This window comes from Sphingomonas sp. IC4-52 (genome assembly GCF_020707225.1).
Taxonomy (GTDB): Bacteria; Pseudomonadota; Alphaproteobacteria; order Sphingomonadales; family Sphingomonadaceae; genus Sphingomonas.
Genome location: NZ_JAJFEU010000006.1, coordinates 39,666 through 60,469 on the forward strand (window position 1 = coordinate 39,666; position 20,804 = coordinate 60,469).

Below are 20,804 nucleotides of genomic sequence, written 5' to 3' on the forward strand. Positions count from 1 at the left end.
TGGCAACCCGCCAGAAAAGTGATTACCCGCCTTCGCAACAGGCACGGCGACCGCCGCCCGCCTTGTCCTCATCGCACGTTGCGGAGATCACGTTATAATGCATCGCGTGACAGTTCGTGCGCCCCGGCGCCTCGGGGTTGATCTACGAATTGCTAAGCAAACAGGATTGATGTCGCTCATGAACGCGCGCGGGCTTGTGTTGTGCGGCGCGTTGGCTCTGGCGGCGTGCGGCGGCCAGCCCGAGAAGGGTGAAGAAAGAGGCCCCGGGGGGGGCCGCGGTGGCCCGGCACAGGTCGGCTATGTGGTTGTACAACAAACCAGCGTGCCGCTCGTCACCGAACTGGCTGCTCGTACCTTTGCCTATCAAAGCTCCGAGGTTCGCCCGCAGGTAAGCGGAGTCATTCAGAAACGCTTCTTCGAGGAAGGTTCGATCGTTCGCCGCGGACAACCGCTTTATCAGATCGATCCCAGCCTTTACCGTGCTGCTGTGAACGAAGCGACTGCCAACGTCGCAAGCGCGCGCGCTACGGCGGAGGCGGCACGCGTTCGGGCAGACCGCTTCCGCCCGCTCGCCGCGATCGAGGCCGTGAGCAAGCAGGACTATACCGACGCGCTCGCAACGCAGCGGCAGGCCGAGGCCAGCATCGCGCAAAACCGCGCGCAGCTGGAAACTGCCAGGATCAACCTTCGCTTTACCACCGTTCCTGCCCCAATCACGGGTCGGATCGGCCGGTCGCTGTTCACGGTCGGTGCGCTTGTGACCTCAAGCCAGGCGGATCCGCTCACCACGATCCAGCAGCTCGATCCGATCTACGTGGACATTCAGCAATCCGCTGCATCCCTGCTTCAGCTCCGCCGCCGCATGGCATCGGGCGGCGTTCTGCCGGCGAGTGCAACTGTGCGTCTGAAGTTGGAGGACGGCAGCGACTATGGCGCCACCGGCACGGTGGAGTTCAGCGAGGTCGTGGTCGATCAACAGACCGGCACAGTGACCCTGCGCGCCCGCTTCCCCAATCCCAACGGCTTGCTGCTGCCCGGCATGTTCGTGCGCGCGGTCTTCGCTCAGGCGATCGAAACGAACGCGTTCCTCGTGCCCCAGACTGCGGTGTCACGCGACCCTAAGGGTGACGCGACCGTGTGGATTGTTGGTCCGAACAACAAGGCTGTACAGCGCACGATCCAGACCGTCCGCGCGGAGGGCGCGAACTGGGTCGTCACCGGTGGTCTGCGGGCCGGCGATAAAGTGATCACCCAGGGAACCGCGAACCTCAGCCCGGATGCGATCATCCGTCCGGTGCCCGCATCGGCCCCCCAGCAGCCAAAGCCTCCCTCGCCCGAGCAGCTGGAACAGCAGCAAAAGGCCAAAGGCAAGGCGGGCTAACGTGTCGCGCGTTTTCATTGATCGACCGATCTTCGCCTGGGTGCTTGCCATCATCGTCATGATGGCCGGCGCCGGCGCGATCCTGGGCTTGCCCATCGCGCAATATCCTGACGTTGCGCCGCCTCAAGTTTCGATCCGCGCCAACTATCCGGGCGCGAACGCGCAGACGATTGAAAACTCTGTCACTCAGATCCTTGAACAGCAGCTGACCGGTATCGACGGACTGCTGTATTTCTCCTCCTCTTCCACCTCGCGCGGCTCGGTCTCGATCACAGCCACCTTCGAGAAGGGCACTGACCCCGACATCGCGCAGGTCCAGGTTCAAAATCAGGTTCAACAGGCGATCACCCGGCTGCCGGCACAAGTGCAGCAGCAGGGGGTGGTGGTGCGGAAGTCCAATCCGGACTTTCTGATGATCGCTGGCGTCTATGACAGCAGCGATCAGATGACGAACCGCGACGTCTCGGATCTGATGACCTCGACATTGCAGGATCCCCTGGGCCGTGTTCAGGGCGTGGGCGATACGAACGTCTTCGGCTCACAATATGCGATGCGCATCTGGCTCGATCCGGCACGCCTTGCCAGCTATCAGCTGATGCCAGGCGACGTTGTCTCTGCAATCCAGACGCAGAACACCGAAGTCGCCGCCGGTGAAATCGGCGGACAACCGATGCCTTCCGAGCAGATGCTGAACGCGACGGTGACGGCCCAGTCCCGCCTTCAAACGCCGCAGCAGTTCCGGGACATCATCCTGAAGACCCTACCGTCCGGCGGCACGGTTCGGGTTGGTGATGTGGCCAGAGTGGAACTCGGCTCGGAGAATTACAACGCGAGCAGCCGCATCAACGGTCACCCGGGTGCTGGCATTGCCATCCTGCTCGCGCCTGGCGCCGACGCGCTGGAGACCGCCGAGTTGGTGAAGGCGGAAATCGCGCGCATCGCGAAAACCTACCCGCCGAACATCCGCGTTGCCTATGCGAATGACTCGACTGACTTCATCAAGCTGTCGATCGAGGAGGTCGTGAAGACCCTAATCGAAGCGGTCATTCTCGTCGTGATCGTGATGTTCGTCTTTCTTCAGAGCTGGCGGGCGACGCTCATCCCGACGATCGCCGTTCCCGTGGTGCTCTTGGGAACGTTCGCGATCTTCTATCTGGCGGGGTTCTCGATCAACACGCTGACGCTGTTTGGCCTGGTGCTCGCCATCGGATTGCTGGTGGACGACGCGATCGTGGTCGTGGAGAACGTCGAACGCCTCCTCGAAGAGAATCCTGACATGACGCCGCGCGAGGCGACGATTGAGTCGATGCGCGAAATCACCGTCGCACTCGTCGCCATCGCGCTTGTCCTTTCGGCCGTATTCCTGCCGATGGCGTTCTTCGGGGGATCGACCGGCGTCATCTATCGCCAGTTCTCGCTGACGATCATCTCCGCCATGGTGCTGTCCGTCGCGGTGGCCATCATCCTGTCCCCGGCGCTCACGGCTACGCTGCTGAAACAACGACACAGCAAGGGCGCCGATCAAGACAAGGGGTGGTTCGAGCGTCGGTTTTCAGGCGTCTCATCCCGCCTGACGCGCGCAAGCGAATGGTTCAACCGCAACTTCGAACGCGGAACGGAGCGGTACGTCGGCTGGGTCGCTCGCGTGGTCGATCGCAAGTGGCTGTTCCTCGGTGTCTATCTCTTGGTGGTGGCCCTGCTAGCGGTTCTGTTCCTGCGGCTGCCCACTGGTTTTCTCCCAACGGAGGATCAGGGCGGTGCCACCGTTCAGTTCCGTTTGCCGGCCGGCGCCACGCGTGCGCGCACGGAAGAGGTGCAAAAGTCGGTCGAACGCTACTTCCAGCAATATGAGAAGGCGAATATTCGCACCATGCTGACCGTTTCGGGCGGCGGGGGCGGCGCGTCGGGCCAGAATACGGGTCAGGGCTTCATTTCCCTGACGGATTGGGCCGAACGTAAGGGCAAGGAGAACACTGCGGATGCGATCGTTGCCCGTGCCGCCGGTGCATTCCGGGCGTTTCGCGATGCTCAGGTGTTCGCCCTCATCCCGCCTGCCATCCGCGGCCTCGGTCAGTCCGAAGGCTTCACGATGGAGCTTCAGAACACTGGCGGGCTGAGCACGCAGGAGTTCGCGGCCGCGCGCGACAAGCTTCTGGCGCTTGCCAATGCGGATCCTGGCCTCACCGGCGTGCGGCTGAGCGAACTGCCTGACATCGGCACTCTTCGCGTGAATACTGATCCCCAGCGAATTGCCGCGCTCGGCATCTCGCAGACAGACGTCAATACCACGCTGTCGACTGCGTGGGGCGGCCGGTACGTCAATGATTTCGTGGACCGCGGTCGTGTGAAGCGCGTCTATGTGCAGGGTGACGCGCCGTACCGCGATGATCCGGACTCGCTATACCAATGGTTCGTTCGCGGCTCGAACGGCCAGATGGCGCCGTTCTCCAGCTTCGCCACGACCAGCTGGTCTCAGGCCCCCACCACCGTCTCCCGCTTCAACGGCATTCAATCCTTCGAATTCCAGGGCCAGGCATCGGGCGGCGGAAGCTCGGGTGAAGCCATGGCACGGATCGAGAAACTGGCCAGCCAGATTCCTGGCACCAGCGTCGCTTGGGCGGGCATCTCGTATCAGGAGCGGCTGTCCTCGGGTCAGGCCCCGCTGCTGTACGGGCTCTCGATCATCGTGGTCTTTCTTTGCCTCGCGGCGCTCTATGAAAGCTGGTCCATCCCGCTCGCGGTGCTGCTCGTCATTCCGCTGGGTCTGATCGGTGCAGTGGCGTTTGTGACGCTGCGGGGTCTGACAAACGATGTCTACCTGCAGATCGGCCTGCTCACGACCATGGGATTGGCGGCGAAGAACGCCATTCTGATGATTGAATTTGCCGAGCAGGAGGAAAGAAAGGGCGCTCGGGTGATCGATGCTGCGCTGACCGCTGCACGCATCCGCCTGCGTCCGATCCTCATGACCAGCCTCGCTTTCATCTTCGGCGTGCTGCCGCTGGCGCTTTCGACCGGCGCGGGCGCCAACAGCCGCATTGCCATTGGCACCGCAGTGATCGGCGGCATGTTCACCGCGACGGTCCTGGCGATTTTCTACATTCCCCTGTTCTTCGTGCTGGTTCGCCGCGGCTTCCGGGACGCGATGGCGAAGGTGCGCGGCGAGGAGCCCGGCTTCCATCCGCCGGAGGGGCTGAACGAGCCGCCCACGGGCACGCCGCGGCTGGAGCAATCGTGATGCGTGCAGTCCTGTCCCTGCTGCTTGGCAGCGCACTCGCCGGGTGCAGCATGGCGCCCAAATATGTCCGGCCGGACCTCCCGGTTCCCACCTCATGGCCGACCGGCGACGCTTACCTGAGCCAGGCCGAAGCGACTCTGCCCAGCGTCACCTACCGCGACATTTTCAAAGACGTTCGACTGCAGCGCCTGATCGATCAGGCGTTGGCGAACAATCGCGATCTGCGGGTCAGCGTGGCCAACATCGAAGCCGCCCGCGCGCAATACCGCATTCAGCGCGCGGAGTTGTTCCCGCAAGTCGATGTCGGCGCCACCGCCACTCGCCGGGAGGTTGGCGCAGGAGCCGCCGGTGGCGCGTTCGCGGTCCGCGGCACCACCTACCAGACGTCGCTCGGCGTCAATGCCTTCGAGATCGACCTGTTCGGCCGCGTTCGCTCGCTCAGCGACGCGTCCCTTGCTCGCTACTTTGGCCAGGAGGCCGCCGCGCGCGCTGTTCGTCTGACCTTGACCGGCGACATAGCGAGCGCATGGCTCACCCATGCTGCCGATCAAAGCCTGCTGAAGCTTGCCGAGGACACAGCCGCGGTGGCGCAGCGCTCCGTCGCACTCACGCGAGCGCGCGTTGAAGGAGGTGTCGCCCCCAGAACTGACCTGCGGCAGGCCGAGCAGACGCTGGCCAACGCGGAAGCGAATATCGCCAGCCAGCGCACGGCTCTGGCGCAGGATCTCAACGCGCTGCAACTGCTGGTCGGCGCGCCCATCGATCCAGCCCTTCTGCCGCCCCCGATTGAAAAGGCTGCGACCACGGTAGCGGAATTGCCGGCGGGGCTCGACAGCCGAATATTGCTGCGGCGCCCGGACGTGGTGCAAGCGGAGTATGAGCTTCGCGCTGCCAACGCCGAGATCGGTGCCGCGCGGGCAGCGCTGTTCCCGACTATCTCGCTCACCGGCCTGTTCAGCCTCGCGAGTACCGCCCTCTCATCCCTGCTGGAAAGCGACTCCCTTACCAAGACGGCCAGCGGCAATCTCGCCTATCCGCTATTTCGTGCCGGAGCCGGGCGCGCCGGCGTGGCACAGACGGAAGCGCAACAGCGCGCGGCACTCGCCAATTACGAAGGCGCAATTCAAACCGCGTTCCGGGAGGTAGCGGATGCACTGGCCCGCCGCGGCACGATCACTGAGGAACTCGCTGCCACTGAACGATTCACCGCTGCCGCCGCCGACACGTTACGCTTGACTGAGGCGCGCTATCGCGGGGGCATCGATACGTTCCTTTCCTCTTTGGACGCCCAGCGTTCTCTCTACGCGGCGCAACAGTCGCTGGTGCAGACGCGGCTGATCCGCGCGACCAATCTCGTTACGCTGTATCGCGCTCTGGGCGGAGATTCGCAGCTTGCGGTGGCGCCTACGGGCGCCGTGCCCGCGCCCGCGCTTGTGTCACCTCAACAGCCATAGGTCTGATCGCCGCAGGCGCGTTTCCCGGCGGCCTTGCAGAACCACGCACCTGGCAACACGTTGTTGCCCGGTGTTTGTGGCTCAACGAAGGGCGAACCGGGATGGCTGACTCGCCAGGAAAACGATCGGGAAAGCGGCCGTCGCCGCTCCTGGGACTGACGGAGATACCCCGTGCGCTGTTCGAGTTCGGCATGCTCCCCTGGGCTGCACCGGCACTCGCCAGCGTGCCTCGTGGCGACGGACATCCGGTACTTGTCATCCCGGGCTTCAACGCCTCGGACCGGGCTACGCATGTCCTGCGCAGTTACCTTCGACGCCTCGGCTACGATGCACATGGGTGGGCGCTTGGCCGAAATCGCGGCCCTCGTTCGATCGGGAACGAGGGCGAACGATTGATCCAACGGGTCGAGGCGATCTACGATCGTCAGCAACGGCGCGTAAGTCTCATCGGATGGAGCCTTGGCGGGATCATGGCCCGTGCCGTCTGCCGTCGCGTGCCTGAACGCGTGCGCCAGGTCATCACGCTCGGCGCCCCCTTTGCTGGAGCGCCCAGAGACACGCGCGTGTGGCGCATGTATGAGTTCCTGACCGGCCAAAAGGTCGATGGCGATAGCGCCCGCGCCTATCTTCATGAGGGCGAAACGCCACTACCGGTACCATCCACCGCGATCTGGAGCCGCGACGACGGCATTGTTCCCTGGGCGAACTGTGTCGAACCGCATTACGCAACCAGCGACAATATCGAAGTATTCGGCAGCCATTTCGGCCTGCCCGTCAACCCTGCCGTTCTTTACGCGATTGCAGATCGGCTTGCTCAGCCAGAAGATGGCTGGAAACCCTTCGACCGGCGCGGCGTGTTCCGCGCGGTCGCTTATCCCAGCTCCGGCCACATCTGACTGCACTGGCCGCGCCGGCCTGCCTTACTACCAAGTTGACCTGCTGGAAGGGCATAGCGGCCGCGATTTGCGGAAGGATCGCCTGTGGCTCTCCACGTTGTAGATGTCCTTGGCGATGAAATAATCGAACTTGCTTGCTTCGCCGCGGCGGGTGTCTTGCGGATGCTGGCGAGCCTCGCCCACCGGTTGTGCTGGGAACCGTTCTGAAGCCAGTTCGCAATACAGTTGTAATCGACTGGGAAATGCTTCGACGCGGCGTTGCCTTGAAGACGTTTGCCGGGTCGGTGATCGGCCGCGATCGGACTTTTGGCCTCCCGTCATCATCAGGAGCGACAGTCCGATCGCCGCCAGGATCAATGCACGGTCCTTGCTCCTCGCTTACTTCGCGCCGGAGAGCATCAGCAATGTTGCGAGGCTCACCGCCATGCTCTCCACGTCCTTTTCCTTGTCGATCACCATGGCTTCTTCCAGCGAGTGCGCGCGCTGCGTCTGAAAGCCGGAACCAAGTGTCACTGCGGGAATGCCAAGGCTCATCGGGATGTTGGAGTCGGTCGATCCAGCGCCATAGGACGGCGTGAACCCCGCTGCCTTCGTCGTTGCAGTCGCGATTTGGACGATGTCGACATTGGTCGCTGTCGTGCCGACCGGCCGGTCGCCAACCTTCTTCGCCTCAAATGCCACTTTGCCCTTGGCCGTTGAGCGTGCGGCATTCTCAGCCTCCACCGCCCGCGGCAGGATCGCGAGGAACGCCTGTTCCTCGGCATCAAGCTCCGCCTTGCCGACGGAGCGCATGTCCACTGTCATTGCCGTGGAGAAGGGAATGGAATTGACGGACGTTCCCCCTTCCAAAAGCCCGATATTGTAGACGGTGCGCGGCTCGCTCGGCACCTTCATCTTGCCGAACTCCACCATCGCATTGGCCATCGCATAGGCCGGGTTGACGATGCCGAAGTCGCCCATGGAGTGGCCGCCAGGCCCGGTGAACGTCACCTTGTACCGTCTGGAGCCCACGCCCGCATTGGTGATCCGGCCTGCGCGGCCAGGCTCCAGCGAGATGAAATAGTTGATCCGGTCCTTCAGCGGGCCTTTCGTGAACAGGTGGCGGGTGCCGCGCAGGTCGCCTGGCCCCTCCTCCCCCACGTTGCCCATGAAGATGATATCGGCCTTCGTGGTGTACTTGGCCGCGTTCATCGCCCGAATGAAGGCAAGCAGGACTGGTAAGCTGGACGTATCGTCGCCCACGCCGGGCGCGTAGAGCATATTGCCCTCACGCCGCACCTTCACGTTGGTGCCTTCTGGAAAGACGGTGTCGAGGTGCGCAGTGATAACGATCAGCGGCCCGCCACCCGAACCCTTGCGCATGCCATAGACATTGCCCTCCGCGTCGGTCGTGAGATCCGTCAGCCCTTCCGCCCGGAGCATCTCCAGAAAGGCTGCCGCGCGGTTCGCTTCCTTGAAGGGCGGCGCTGCGATTTCGGTCAGCTTGATCACGTCAGCCACGATCCGCTCGTGATCGGCCGCGAGCTTCGCCTTCGCCGCGGCAAATTTCGGGCTGGCGAGCAGCTTCTTCGCCTCGGCATCCCTGTTCTGCGCGATCGCGCTTGCCGGCATAGCCGCCGTGGCCGCCAGCAGCGCCAGCGTCATCAATCTCTTCATCGGTGCGGCCCCCTCACTGAAAACCATTTCGTCCGTTGATGCCCGCCGTATGCGGTCCCGTCGAGGCATAGAAATCTCAATTGATGGCTGGCGAACTGACCCGCTCCCACCACACTTGCCCATCAGGTTGTTGACGGACACGAAAGCGCTAAGGTCTGTCGCCATGCCGGTGCCCAGGTCGCCGACCTCGCGATGGAAGGCTCTCGGAATAATCCGTCGGCCGCGGCACCGATCAGTATCGGTTCAGCGCCTTGAGGTCGGCCTAAGCACCACACCTATGCTGCACCTCGCGCAAATTCGACCGCCCGCTGGGCCAGAATGTCGGTTGAGTCGACCAAAGGGACGGGCAGATCCTTTGGTCCGACCACCAGCGGCACTTCGGTACAACCCGCGATGATCACCTCTGCCCCTTGCTCGATCAGGCGCATCGCCGCTCCCAGAACACCTTCCCGCCCGCGTGCGAGATCGCCTGCCTTGATCTGCCACACCGCCTCCATGAACGCAGCGCGGGTCGCCTGGTCGGGAATGACGGGCTGCAACTCGCGTGCCTCAAGCGCACGCTCATAGAGCCGGGCTTCCGCCGCCCCGTTCACGGCCAGCACGCCGATCCGGCGTGCCTGTCCATGGTCGCGCGTCACCGCGGCCACCGTTTCCTCCACCAGATGAAGGAACGGCAGCGGCGTGGCATCCTTTACCGCATCCGCAAAGGCGTGGGCCGCGTTGCAGGGCATCACCAGCACCTGTGCGCCCGCCGCCTCAAGGCCGCGCGCCATGGCCGCGAGCCCTGGCGCCGGCGAAGGCCCGGTTCGGGCAACGGCGGCATTGCGATCTGGCAGAGACGGATTGCTGTCCACGATCAGCCGGACATTGTCCTGCTCGCGCGCGGCGCCTGCCTGTGAATGACGCAACACCTTGGCCATGAAGTCGATCGTGGCCGCCGGCCCCATGCCGCCGAGCACGCCAATGGTCAGCGGCAGGGCCGTCATCAGATCGCCACCGCGCCGGTCAGCACGGGTTGATAGGCATAAAGCGCAGGCGATCCGCCCGTGTGAACAAACAATACCCGCTCGCCCTTTGCGATCTCTCCGGACCGCACCAGCGCGATCAGGCCGGCTGCCGCCTTGCCGGTATAAACCGGGTCGAGAAGCACACCTTCCAGAGACGCAAACATGCGCACCGCTTCGACCATTTCAGCCGTCGGGAGCGAATAGCCCGGCCCGACCCACTCGTCCCGGCACTCGATTGCGTCGGGCGTGATTTCGGGGACAACCCCCGCCAGCTCGCCGACGGCAACCGCCAGCCTATGGACATTGCCTTCCTGCTCCGCGCGCGGACGCCGCACATTGATACCGGTCACCGGAATGCCGGCACTGTTGCCGATCAGGCCAGCGACGATCCCGGAATGGGTCCCGGCGCTTCCGCTCGCCACGACAATGCGGTCAAAGGCGATGCCGCTTGCAAAAGACTGCGCCAGGATCTCTTCGGCACAGGCGACATAGCCAAGCGCTCCCAGCGGATTGGAGCCACCGCCCGGGATGATGTAGCCTTTGCGCCCTTCGGCCTCGAGCTCAGCGGCGACTTTCTCCATCGCCGCTTGCAGATCGTCACCCAGCTTCACGACGGTGACCGCCTCCACGCCGAGCAGGTCGAAGAGGAAGTTGTTGCCCGACGCATTCCGGTCATAGCTGTCGGGAACACGCTGTTCGAGCACCAGACGGCACTTCAGCCCCTCTCGAACGGCCGCGGCAAGCGTCAGGCGGCAGTGATTGCTCTGCACTGCGCCTACGGTGATCAGCGTGTCCGCCCCCTGGGCCAGGGCCTCGGCCACGAGGAACTCGAGCTTGCGCGTCTTGTTGCCGCCGCCGGTCAGCCCAAGCTGGTCGTCGCGCTTGATATACAGTTCCGCCCCGCCGAGCGCCTTGGTCAGGTGCGGCATGGCTTCGATCGCGGTGGCGCCCGGCGTGTAGCGGCGGCGCGCGAACTTCGCGAGGTTCATGGTGTCAAACTCCTGCTCTTGGTCCAATTTCTGGGCGGGATCGTCATTCCAGGCTGCTGTGTTCCGATGATCTATTGCTGTTGCGCCATTGCCGCAGCGCCAGCGTGGTAACTGGCGACAAAGGCGGGGGCCTCGCCGACCACGCCCATGGTCAGCGTGAAGCCAATGTCCTCAAACTTCTTGGGGCCAGCCTTGCGCGGCACCTGATTGCGCGCATCCGCCGCCAGCGGACGAGCGTGCGCCGCACTGGCAACAGGAAACGCATCGGCGATCCCAGCCACATACGCGCGATCGATCATGTGCTCCCCCGTTCCAGACAGACGGGAAAGACTCACATCATCCGACCTCCAGGCACAACCCTTCAGTGTTGGCAGGCAGCCATAGCATTTAGGCAATTGACGTGTGGGGTCACGTCTGCGGGCCGGGTACGGATCATCTCGCGCATGAGATCAAGGAAGCTGCGCGCGAGCCGCGACAGTGGATGCGTGGCGAGATGCTGGACCGACAGTTCGAACTCAGCCGCTGGCGCAACCGGCCGGAAATGAAGGTCCGGCCCGACAAAGGCCTCGGCCGTGAACTCATCCACGATCGCCACGCCAGCGCCGCTACGGGCGAGTGCCGCCGCAATATAGACCGACTTGACCTGGATACCCGGCGAGTTGCCGGTCGCGCGCGAGAGGATTGGCGACACCAGATCCGCAATTGCCACGCTGGGCGCAAGATCGATGATCTCATGCTCGCGAAGCAGGTCCAGCGGGATCGACGACAACTCGCTACAGAGCAGTCCCGCCCCGAAGAGTGCCCCTACCCGCCCAGCGCCCAGCCGTGCCGATGCAATGTCCGGGTCTGTGGACGCCTGGTGCCCGATCACGAAATCACAGTCCCGGGAAACCAGCGCCTCACGGAAATCATCATGGTGGATCGCGGACACCTCGAACGTCACCCGCGGCAGCTTGCGGCGAAAGGCAGCGATCGCGCGCGGCGCCATTGCCAGCGCTAGTGACGGCAGCACGCCGACGCGGATATTCCCCTCCGACGTGGAGCGGAGGTTGCGGGCGGCGCGCTGAAAGGTGTCGATCCGGCTATGCAGATCGTCCACCTCACGGAACAGGATGTGCGCTTCCTCGGTCGGCGTCAGCCGCCCCCGAACCAGCGTGAACAACGGGAATCCCAGTCGGGACTCGGCGTGTTTCACAATCTTGCTGACCGAGGGCTGCGAAACGTTGAGCAGGCGCGAGGCACCGCTGATCGACCCGACCGAATAAACGGCGTGGAAAACTTCGATATGACGGAGATTCATGGCGCCCCCGGACCTGTCGCGTTCCGTCCCTGCTGCGTACGTAGTTCTATTTATGACAGGTCGATAACAGAAACGCCGCGCGCGAGACCAGCCCTGACGTGTCCGTGTCCGTGTCCGTGTCCGTGTCCGTGTCCGTGTCCGTGTCCGTGTCCGTGTCCGTGTCCGCTAAGGCGATGGGGGGACAGGCAAATGCGCAAGCGATCCGGTGACGGAGAGTACCGCACGGCAATAACCGCTGAATGCTGGCTGGGGCGGCAGGATTCGAACCTGCGAATGCCGGTACCAAAAACCGGTGCCTTACCGCTTGGCGACGCCCCAGCAGAGCGCGCGGCCCTATAACGAGCCGGCGCGAAGTGCAATCACCTCAAAGGATCGGGTGAAGCCAATTGTGCGGATCGGCCAAGTGACCGCGTTGAATGCCGGTCAGCGTATCGAGGAAGCGCTTCGTGGTCTGCCCCGTGCCGCCGGTACCGATGGTGAAGCTGTAATCAGGGCCCGACACCTTCCCGATGGGCGTCACCACGGCTGCCGTGCCACACGCAAAGCTTTCCGTCAGACGTCCGCTTTCCGCATCGGCACGCCATTGCTCGATCGAATACAGCTCCTCCCGCACGGTGAGCCCGGCGTCCCGCGCCATCTGTAAGATCGAGTCGCGGGTGATACCGGGAAGGATCGTGCCGGTCAGTGGCGGCGTCCGGATCGATCCGTCCTCGAACACGAAGAAGATGTTCATGCCGCCGAGTTCCTCGATCCAGCGGCGCTCGGCCGCATCGAGGAAAACCACCTGGTCACAGCCACGGCGGATCGCTTCCTGCTGAGCCACCAGGCTGGTGGCGTAATTGCCGCCGCATTTGGCGGCGCCGGTGCCACCGGGCGCAGCACGCGAATAATCGTGGCTCACCCACAGCGAGACGGGGCGAACCCCGCCCTTCCAATAGGATCCGGCTGAAGAAGCGAGCACCATGTAGAGATACTCGCCCGCCGGCTTCACGCCCAGGAACACCTCGCTGGCGATCATGAACGGGCGAAGGTATAGCGAGCCGCCCTCTACAGAGGGAAACCAGTCGGCATCGGCCTTCACCAGTGCTTCGATCGAACCGATGAACAGGTCATCGGGCAGTTCCGGCATCGCCATGCGACGGGCCGAATCGCGGAACCGGGCAGCATTGGCATAGGGACGGAACAGCGCAACGCTGCCGTCGTCATGACGATACGCCTTCAGACCCTCGAAAATCTCCTGCGCATAATGGAGCACTGCCGTTGCGGGATCGACCGTCAGCGTCGTGCGCGCCGTGATCTTCGCATCATGCCAGCCCTTCTCCTCGGACCAGCGCACCAGCGCCATGTGATCCGTGAAGACCCGCCCGAACGCCGGGTCCGCGATGCGACCGACCCGCTCGGATGCCGGAACCGGCGCGGGGTTTGGCTCGAAAACGAAGGGAGCGGGAGTCGACAAGTGGAAGCTCCTGGAGGGCACGACATTACGCGCCGTTGAGAGGGTTGCGGTCGGGTAGGGCGGATGGCAATGCCGGTCAACATGGCTGCCACACCCTCCTCCGCATCCCCGCTCTTCCTGCGCGAGCCTGAGATTCGGCGCGGCATCGAGCTGCTCTATTTCGGGAGCACTCATGTCACGCGCTCGATCGATCGTGGCCTGGCCCGCAAGGGGATGGGACGGGCGCATCACCGCGCGCTGTATTTCATCGCTCGAAAGCCGGACATGGCGGTGTCCGATCTACTGGCGCTGCTCGGCATCACGAAACAGTCACTTGGCCGCGTGCTGGGCGAGCTGACCGACCGCGGCTATGTCGAGGCGCGTCCGGGCGAGCGAGACCGCCGGCAGCGGCTTCTTCGCCTCACCAAGGAAGGCGAGGCATTCGAGGCCGATCTGTACAACGCGCTGCGTGAGCGATTCGCGGCGGCCTATTCGGAGGCCGGCCAGGGCGCCGTCAGCGGGTTCTGGGCCGTGCTTGAAGGTCTGGTGCCAGAGGAAGAGCGCCCGCGGGTCGAAGCGCTACGCGGCTGAGGCAGCGTTCCGACGTGCGCGCGGCGTTCCTGCGGCAGGCCCACCAGACATTCTGACTTGCTCGTTCCAAGCAGCATTTGGCGGCGGTGCGGGGGCGATCCAACCCGCTGCGGCCAGCGGGAGAGCGACTGATCGGACGCTTCATCCGTTCGCAGTCTAGTATCCCGACAAGCCGCCGCGGTTCAGTTCCGCGCGGCGGCCGCGAGTTCCGCGTTCCGTTGGCGGCTGGCTGCCAACGTCGCCTTCATCAGCGTTTGCAGCGCGTCCCCGCGATCAAGGACGTTAAGTCCCTCCCGCGTGGAGCCGCCCGGGCTCGCGACCCGATCTGCCAATATCGCTGGGCTCTCCCCTGCCCCCGCAGCCATCGCTGCGGAGCCTTCCACCGTGGCAAGCGCCAGCCGCGCCGCCTGATCGGCCGGCAGGCCCAGCGAAGCTCCGGCGGCGGCAAGAGCGTCGATGAAGCGAAACACGAAGCCCGGCCCGCAACCGGACAGCGCCGTCACCGCGTCGAACATCGCCTCGTCGCCAATCCACTCGACTTTCCCGAGCGGCAGCACCAGCGCCTCCGCGATCGCGCGCGCCTGATCCGTGGACTTGGCGGCGTGGAGCGCGGTTACGCCCTTCCCAATCGCCACCGGCAGGTTCGGCATGGCACGAACGATGGACTCGGCGGTGATCCGCGTTTCCAGCGCAGCTTCCTCCACGCCCGCGAGGATCGACAGCAGCAAGGCCGGACGAACGCCGGCGAGTGTCGGCGCCACCGCGTCCAGCATTTGCGGCTTTACGGCGAGGACAATCACTTCCGGTGCCTGGCCCGCCGGCGCCGGAATGAGGTTCACCCCCTCCGGCACCGTCGGCGCCCCGGGATCGACCACCGTCACCGCAGCGGGTGAGAGGCCCGCTGCGATCCAGCCGCGCAGCATGGCGCCGCCCATGTTCCCGGCTCCGACGAGCCAGAGCGACTTCGGCAGTGTCATGATGCTTTAAGCCTCGCCCTGTGTTTCGATCAGCGCGGCGGCAATGGCGTCGCGGGGGGACTTGCCGCCCCACAACACGAACTGGAACACCGGGTAGAACCGCTCGCATTCGTCGATGGCGGTATCGACCAGCACCTGTGCCGCCTCCAGCGACAGGGTCGCCTCGTCTTCGGACTGATCGACCAGCGTTGCGTGCCGATACAGCAGGATGCCGCTGGACGACCAAAGCTCGAAATGCCCCAGCCAGAGCTGCTCGTTCACGAGGCCGATGGTCTCGTAAATCGCAGGACGCGCGTGCTCCGCAACCTTCACGTCTGGGAAGGTCAGGAACTGCAGGACACCGTCTTCCTCACGCCAGAGCGCGCGCAGCTCATAATCGGTCCAGCTGCCTTTCATGCTGGCGCTGATCTCGTCTTCATGCCGGTCATAGGACCAGCCATGCGCCGAGAAATAGCTCTCGAGCATGTCCAGCGGAGCTTCGGGTTCGTGTTCGTTATCGGCTTCGTCGAGCATCACCGCCTTATCGCACGGGAAGGGGTCATGACGCAAAGCACGCAGCTTAGCCGATTGTGGATGAATCGGCCTGCTGCCGTGCCTCGATGGCGTCCAGCCGCGCGCGCAGCGCATCCGCCTCGTCCCGCGCGGCCACCGCCATCGCCTTCACGACCTCGAATTCCTCGCGGCTGACGAAATCCAGTCCGCCGATCCATTCGCGAGCCCGCTCGCGCGCGCCGGCCTGCGCTTCGCGCCCCACGCCTGCAACGGTGCCAGCGGCTCCGTTCATGAACTTCACCAGATCGTCGAACAGCCGGTTTTCGGACTGCATGGAGCCAAGCCTTTCGGGTAGAGAATCAACCGATGACTTGGGAGGTTCGAGCGCCGGGCACAAGAGCCTGCGCGTCAGGGTTCAGCTGCCCGATCCGCCATGTCAGCACACCGGCGAAGCTGATCCAGACGAGATAGGGCACCATCAACCACCCGGCCCATGGCCGGATGCGCGCAAAAGCGACCGTGGTGGCGATTGCCAGAACGAGCATCAGGATCAGAACCAACAAGGCCGATCCAATCCGATGTGCGCCGAAAAACACCGGAGTCCAGGCCAGGCTCAGGCCGAACGCTACCGAAAACAGGCCAACGGCAAGCCGGCGGCCGAGCGCTCCCCTCGCGTTCAGGATCATGGCCAGTGCCAAACCGAGCATGATGTAAAGCGCCGTCCACACAACCGGGAACAGGGCGTCGGGGGGCGTCAGCGCCGGTTTGGCAAGCGACTGATACCAGGCGTTATTCTCGCCCGACGGCACACTGCGGCCCGACAGGAATCCCAGCAGCAGGATGAGCGGCACGCAAAGCAGTGCCCATCGCGCATAGGACATCCGCAACTGCTCCCTCGACGCGATGCCCCCCACAAGCCCTCCATCCTCGTTTCCCCGGCATAATCACGCCGCGCCGAACGGGTAAACGGGTGGAATCGTCTGTGTGGGCGGCAATCGCCTCAATTACGGACAGCGGCGAGCAGGAACTCCACATTGCCTTCCGGCCCAGTGATCGGGCTCTCCACCACGCCCTGAACGTGCCAGCCCCTGCCCTCAAACCAGTCAGCCACTTCGTCGCATGTTCGACGGCGGACGGCCTCGTCGCGCACTACGCCGCCCTTCCCCACTTCCTCTCGCCCGGCCTCGAACTGCGGCTTCACCAGAGTCATCGCTCGGGCGTGCGGCTTGGCGAAGCCAAGAGGCACGTCGAGAACCTTGGCGATGCTGATGAAGCTAGCATCGCAGACGATCAGGTCGACTGGCTCCGGCACGTGGTCCGCCGTGAGCAGGCGTGCGCTGGTCTGCTCGTGAACCACGACCCTGTCGTCTTGCCGAAGCTTCCAGGCGAGCTGATTGGTGCCGCTGTCGACTGCATATACCCGCGTCGCCCCGCGGGTGAGCAGCACGTCGGTGAAGCCTCCCGTCGAAGAGCCAACGTCGATCGCGATGGCTCCGGCAACATCCCACCGGAAGTGTTCCAGCCCGTGCGCCAGCTTGATGCCACCACGTGAAACCCACGGATGATCGCGCCCGCGCACGTCGATGATCGCGTCGTTCAGGAGGGTCTGCCCGGATTTTTCCACCTTCCGATCGCCGCTAAAAACCAGGCCGGCCATGATCAGCGCCTGGGCGCGTGTGCGCGACTCGGCGAGTCCCCGGTCAACAAGCAATTGGTCTGCGCGAACCTTTGGCATTGGGTCCCTATCGGGCGCCGAGCGCTTCGTCGCAAGCGCCGCTCGCTCCGTCTTCGGCTCGGAACTGAGTTATTGCCTATGGATTTAGTAGAGTATAGTTGACGTAGCGAGGTCGCGATGCCGGGCGTCCCCCTAGAGCACCGGTAACGCGGCCTCGCCGACGAAGAGGAGCACCCATCCATGGGCCATTATTCGTCCTCGCTTGGGCTGAACCCCAGCGTTCTTACCGTTCCTGGCCTGGGCAACTCTGGGCCAACGCATTGGCAGACCCTCTGGGAACAATCACGGCTGGATACCCGCCGCGTGGAACTGGGCATGTGGGACACCCCCCACCGCAATGCCTGGGTGACTAAACTGGATCAGGCAATTGCGCAGGCAAAGGCTCCCGTCATCCTGGTGGGCCACAGCCTCGGCTGCCAAGCGATCGCCTGGTGGGCTTCACTGAGCCCGCAGCCCTATGGCTGGCCAGTGGCCGGTGCGCTTTTGGTTGCCCCTGCCGATGTCGATCGCGCCGGCATACCGCCCGAACTGTCGACCTTTGCGCCGGCACCGCGCACGCCGCTTCCGTTTCCCTCGATCTTGGTGGCGAGTACCGACGATCCCTGGATCGAGATTGATCGGGCGCACAGTCTTGCCGCGGATTGGGGCAGCCACTTCGTCGACGCCGGTGCGCAGGGTCACCTCAACGCTGCGAGCGGGCTTGGTTGGTGGCCGGATGGGCAGGAACTGCTGGAGCGGGTCATCGCCGCCTCTGGTGGCCCGCACGGCGAGGTTCGGGCGCCTGGAGACGCTCGTGCGATATTGGCGCAGGCCTCAGCTGGGTCTCCGTCCGGCATCCACGCCTGAGTAGAAGGCGGGATCGACTACTCGCCCCCCGCCGAACCAAGATCCGTTCATCCTCGATCGGCCGCCGTGCTGCCGGCCATCAGGGTTGTGGCGGCGCCTGCTCCTGATCGTTTTGCACGTCTGCAAGGCGGCGGGCCTCCTTCAGCCTGCGCCACAGGGCCAGGTTGAAGCAGGCGAGCGCTACCACCATCAGTCCGGTCGCGAGAAAAACCTTGGTCCAGCCGCTCACGCGCGTGCGCCGACTGCCTCAGCTTCGTTCCAGCGCAGCGCCTTCAGAACGGTCCTGACAATCCCGTCTGCGTCCAGACCCGCTTCGGCATATTGAGCCTGGGGCGTATCCTGATCCTGGAACGCGTCCGGCAAGCGAAGCGTGCGAAGCTTCAGCCCACCATCGATGAGACCTTCGTCGGAGGCCATGGTCAGCACGTGGGCGCCCAATCCGCCGATGGCTCCCTCCTCGATCGTCACGGCCACCTGATGGCTGGCCAGCAACTTGCGGATAAGCGCTTCGTCCAGTGGCTTCGCAAACCGCAAGTCTGCCACCGTAGTCGACAGCCCCTTCGCGTCGAGTTGATCGGCTGCCTTCATCGCCTCGGCAAGCCGCGTGCCCAGCGAAAGGATCGCCACCGTCTTGCCTTCACGGACGATCCGACCCTTGCCGATCTCCAGCTTCTCCGGCGTGCCAGGCAACGGAACGCCAACGCCATTACCGCGGGGGTAACGCACGGCAATCGGCCCCGCGTCGTGCTCGACGCAAGTGTGCGTCATGTGAACGAGCTCCGCCTCGTCAGCCGCAGCCATGACAACGAAATTGGGAAGGCTGGCGAGATAGGTGATGTCGAACGACCCCGCGTGGGTCGCGCCATCCGCGCCTACCAGACCGGCTCGGTCAATCGCGAACCGTACCGGCAGGTTCTGGATCGCGACGTCGTGCACCACCTGATCATAGGCGCGTTGCAGGAACGTGGAATAGATCGCGCAGAACGGGCGCATTCCCTGCGCGGCGAGGCCCGCCGCGAAGGTAACCGCATGCTGTTCGGCGATACCTACGTCAAATGCGCGGTCCGGATGCCGCTTGGCGAAACGATCGATGCCGGTGCCGGAAGGCATGGCGGCGGTAATCGCGCAAACGCGCGCATCTCGATCGGCTTCGTCAGCAAGCGCGTCGCCAAAGACGTTCTGATAGGCCGGCGGCCCCGGCGGTGCCTTTGCCTGCGCGCCTGTAATCACGTCGAACTTCTGCACGCCGTGATACTTATCCGAAGCTGCTTCAGCCGGGGCGTAGCCCTTGCCCTTCTTCGTCACGACGTGAACGAGGATCGGTCCCTCTTCAGCGTCCCGCACGTTCTCGAGCACTGGGATTAGATGTTCCAGATTATGGCCGTCGATCGGCCCCACGTAATAGAAGCCAAGCTCTTCGAAGAGCGTCCCGCCCATCGTCATGCCGCGGGCGAACTCATCAGTCTTTCGCGCGGCGTTGTGGATCGGGCGGGGTAAGCGGCGCGCGACCCGCTTCATCAGCTCGCGAACGGACAGGAACTCGCGGCTCGAAACGATGCGCGACAGATAGGCTGACAGGCCACCGACCGGTGGCGCAATCGACATGTCGTTGTCGTTCAGAATCACGACCAAGCGATTGCCTGCAGCTTGGGCGTTGTTCATCGCCTCATAGGCCATGCCCGCCGACATCGCCCCGTCACCGATCACGGCGATCGCTTTGCCGGGCTGGTCCGCAAGCTTGTTCGCGACCGCGAAGCCCAGCGCCGCCGAGATCGACGTAGAGCTATGGGCCGCACCGAACGGATCATACTCGCTTTCCGACCGCTTGGTGAAGCCGCTGAGCCCACCGCCCTGGCGAAGGGTGCGGATCCGATCACGGCGCCCGGTCAGGATCTTATGCGGGTAACATTGGTGGCCAACATCCCAGATCAGCCGATCACGGGGGGTGTCGAACACGTAATGAATAGCCGTTGTGAGTTCGACTACCCCAAGCCCCGAGCCAAGGTGCCCGCCGGTCGTGCCAACCGCGCTGATGGTTTCAGTGCGCAACTCGTCCGCGAGTTGGCGAAGCTGCTCGGGAGCAAGCTTTCTCAGGTCGGCCGGCGTCGATACGGTGTCGAGCAGCGGCGTCGAGGGCAGATCGGTCATTCTGCGAGGCTTACTCCAGCGGGTCGATTGTGTCGAATGCTACCGCTTCGGCACCAGCGAACAAAAAGGGTCAGTCGGAACTGCAGGCCCCGCACCGCCCGCGTACCTCGATCACAGGACGCACCGGTGAGAAACCGGCGGCGGATGCGGCATCGCGAACGCCACGGGTCAGCCGATCATCGTCAAGGTGCGTGGTCTGCCCACATGAATCGCATACCAAGAAGATGCAATCGTGCAGACAGTCAGGGTGCGCATTCGCCACATAAGCGTTGGCGCTCTCCACCTTTCGCGCGAGGTTCGCACCAACGAACAGATCGAGGATCCGGTAGACGCTATTCGCCGCAACACGCCGACCTTCCGCCTTAGACACCGCATCGGCGATGTCATACGCGCTGGCCGGCTTCTCGAAGCCGGCTAGTGCTCCGAAAACGCTCGCCCGCATCGCGGTCCATTGCTCGCCGGCGCGTTCCAGCGTCGCTTGTGCAGCCTGCGCGAGATCCGCACCTTGCGGTTCGTGATGGTGGTGACCGTTTGGCATGATCTGGATTTAGGTCCGCGAGCGTCTTGCAGCAAGCCGGACCGGCCCCACGGCGGCAGGGCGCGCGAAAGATGGCGGTTCGTTCTCCCGCGCGACTAGCATAAGGCCAACTGAAACGATC

Annotated in this window: 20 protein-coding genes and 1 tRNA gene; 6 read left to right on the forward strand and 15 right to left on the reverse strand. The window is 64.1% G+C overall.

What is annotated here, in order from left to right; translation table 11 throughout:
• The first annotated feature begins 169 nt into the window (after window positions 1-169).
• From LK535_RS14045 to LK535_RS14060, 4 genes are all read left to right on the forward strand, one after another.
• Window positions 170-1,381, forward strand: coding sequence for an efflux RND transporter periplasmic adaptor subunit (locus LK535_RS14045; protein WP_227772555.1), 1,212 nt, complete (start codon window positions 170-172; stop codon window positions 1,379-1,381).
• A gap of 58 nt (window positions 1,382-1,439) precedes the next feature.
• On the forward strand, window positions 1,440-4,619 hold the full coding sequence (locus LK535_RS14050) for a multidrug efflux RND transporter permease subunit (RefSeq protein ID WP_415837148.1): 3,180 nt from the start codon (window positions 1,440-1,442) through the stop codon (window positions 4,617-4,619).
• On the forward strand, window positions 4,616-6,073 hold the full coding sequence (locus LK535_RS14055) for an efflux transporter outer membrane subunit (RefSeq protein WP_415837143.1): 1,458 nt from the start codon (window positions 4,616-4,618) through the stop codon (window positions 6,071-6,073). The genes LK535_RS14050 and LK535_RS14055 overlap by 4 nt, the downstream gene beginning before the upstream one ends.
• 101 nt (window positions 6,074-6,174) lie before the next feature.
• Window positions 6,175-6,969 carry an esterase/lipase family protein gene (locus LK535_RS14060; RefSeq protein ID WP_227772557.1) on the forward strand — a complete coding sequence of 265 codons (795 nt, stop codon included), beginning with the start codon at window positions 6,175-6,177 and terminating at the stop codon, window positions 6,967-6,969.
• Between the two features lie 378 nt (window positions 6,970-7,347).
• Here the strand turns inward: LK535_RS14060 and LK535_RS14065 are convergent, their stop codons facing one another.
• The 7 genes from LK535_RS14065 to LK535_RS14095 form a co-directional block, all read right to left on the reverse strand.
• Window positions 7,348-8,625 carry a M20/M25/M40 family metallo-hydrolase gene (locus LK535_RS14065; protein WP_227772558.1) on the reverse strand — a complete coding sequence of 426 codons (1,278 nt, stop codon included), beginning with the start codon at window positions 8,623-8,625 and terminating at the stop codon, window positions 7,348-7,350.
• Between the two features lie 275 nt (window positions 8,626-8,900).
• Window positions 8,901-9,611 carry an aspartate/glutamate racemase family protein gene (locus LK535_RS14070; RefSeq protein ID WP_227772559.1) on the reverse strand — a complete coding sequence of 237 codons (711 nt, stop codon included), beginning with the start codon at window positions 9,609-9,611 and terminating at the stop codon, window positions 8,901-8,903.
• Window positions 9,611-10,621: a D-cysteine desulfhydrase gene (locus LK535_RS14075; RefSeq protein ID WP_227772560.1), complete on the reverse strand. Its 1,011-nt coding sequence runs from the start codon at window positions 10,619-10,621 to the stop codon at window positions 9,611-9,613. Before LK535_RS14075 ends, LK535_RS14070 begins: the two co-directional genes overlap by 1 nt.
• Before the next feature lie 71 nt (window positions 10,622-10,692).
• Window positions 10,693-10,920: a hypothetical protein gene (locus LK535_RS14080; RefSeq protein WP_227772561.1), complete on the reverse strand. Its 228-nt coding sequence runs from the start codon at window positions 10,918-10,920 to the stop codon at window positions 10,693-10,695.
• Between the two features lie 62 nt (window positions 10,921-10,982).
• On the reverse strand, window positions 10,983-11,921 hold the full coding sequence (locus tag LK535_RS14085) for a LysR family transcriptional regulator (RefSeq protein WP_227772562.1): 939 nt from the start codon (window positions 11,919-11,921) through the stop codon (window positions 10,983-10,985).
• A 243-nt stretch (window positions 11,922-12,164) separates the two neighbouring features.
• A tRNA-Gln gene (locus LK535_RS14090) sits at window positions 12,165-12,239 on the reverse strand.
• A gap of 46 nt (window positions 12,240-12,285) precedes the next feature.
• Entirely contained in the window at window positions 12,286-13,377 is a 1,092-nt protein-coding gene (locus LK535_RS14095) for a branched-chain amino acid aminotransferase (RefSeq protein ID WP_227772563.1), read from the reverse strand.
• 63 nt (window positions 13,378-13,440) lie between these two features.
• Here LK535_RS14095 and LK535_RS14100 point away from each other — a divergent pair, with 63 nt between their 5' ends.
• The gene (locus tag LK535_RS14100; protein ID WP_227772564.1) at window positions 13,441-13,947 is read left to right on the forward strand and encodes a MarR family transcriptional regulator; all 507 of its coding nucleotides are present in this window, start codon (window positions 13,441-13,443) and stop codon (window positions 13,945-13,947) included.
• Between the two features lie 182 nt (window positions 13,948-14,129).
• Here the strand turns inward: LK535_RS14100 and proC are convergent, their stop codons facing one another.
• From proC to LK535_RS14125, 5 genes are all read right to left on the reverse strand, one after another.
• Complete coding sequence (gene proC, locus LK535_RS14105; RefSeq protein ID WP_227772565.1) at window positions 14,130-14,924, reverse strand: pyrroline-5-carboxylate reductase; 795 nt, start codon at window positions 14,922-14,924, stop codon at window positions 14,130-14,132.
• 6 nt (window positions 14,925-14,930) lie between these two features.
• A complete protein-coding gene (locus LK535_RS14110; RefSeq protein WP_227772566.1) occupies window positions 14,931-15,437 on the reverse strand; it encodes a YbjN domain-containing protein in 507 nt (168 codons plus the stop codon).
• A 46-nt stretch (window positions 15,438-15,483) separates the two neighbouring features.
• Entirely contained in the window at window positions 15,484-15,750 is a 267-nt protein-coding gene (locus LK535_RS14115) for an accessory factor UbiK family protein (RefSeq protein WP_227772567.1), read from the reverse strand.
• 25 nt (window positions 15,751-15,775) lie between these two features.
• Complete coding sequence (locus LK535_RS14120) at window positions 15,776-16,297, reverse strand: TspO/MBR family protein (protein WP_227772568.1); 522 nt, start codon at window positions 16,295-16,297, stop codon at window positions 15,776-15,778.
• 119 nt (window positions 16,298-16,416) lie between these two features.
• On the reverse strand, window positions 16,417-17,151 hold the full coding sequence (locus LK535_RS14125; protein ID WP_227772569.1) for a TlyA family RNA methyltransferase: 735 nt from the start codon (window positions 17,149-17,151) through the stop codon (window positions 16,417-16,419).
• 180 nt (window positions 17,152-17,331) lie between these two features.
• Between LK535_RS14125 and LK535_RS14130 the strand changes: the two genes are divergently transcribed.
• Window positions 17,332-17,997 carry an RBBP9/YdeN family alpha/beta hydrolase gene (locus LK535_RS14130; protein WP_227772570.1) on the forward strand — a complete coding sequence of 222 codons (666 nt, stop codon included), beginning with the start codon at window positions 17,332-17,334 and terminating at the stop codon, window positions 17,995-17,997.
• A 79-nt stretch (window positions 17,998-18,076) separates the two neighbouring features.
• Here LK535_RS14130 and LK535_RS14135 read toward each other — a convergent pair whose 3' ends face one another.
• The 3 genes from LK535_RS14135 to LK535_RS14145 form a co-directional block, all read right to left on the reverse strand.
• A complete protein-coding gene (locus LK535_RS14135; RefSeq protein WP_227772571.1) occupies window positions 18,077-18,226 on the reverse strand; it encodes a hypothetical protein in 150 nt (49 codons plus the stop codon).
• Window positions 18,223-20,145: a 1-deoxy-D-xylulose-5-phosphate synthase gene (dxs, locus tag LK535_RS14140; RefSeq protein ID WP_227772572.1), complete on the reverse strand. Its 1,923-nt coding sequence runs from the start codon at window positions 20,143-20,145 to the stop codon at window positions 18,223-18,225. The genes LK535_RS14135 and dxs overlap by 4 nt, the downstream gene beginning before the upstream one ends.
• 70 nt (window positions 20,146-20,215) lie before the next feature.
• Window positions 20,216-20,683 carry a Fur family transcriptional regulator gene (locus LK535_RS14145; RefSeq protein WP_227772573.1) on the reverse strand — a complete coding sequence of 156 codons (468 nt, stop codon included), beginning with the start codon at window positions 20,681-20,683 and terminating at the stop codon, window positions 20,216-20,218.
• Window positions 20,684-20,804: the final 121 nt, after the last annotated feature.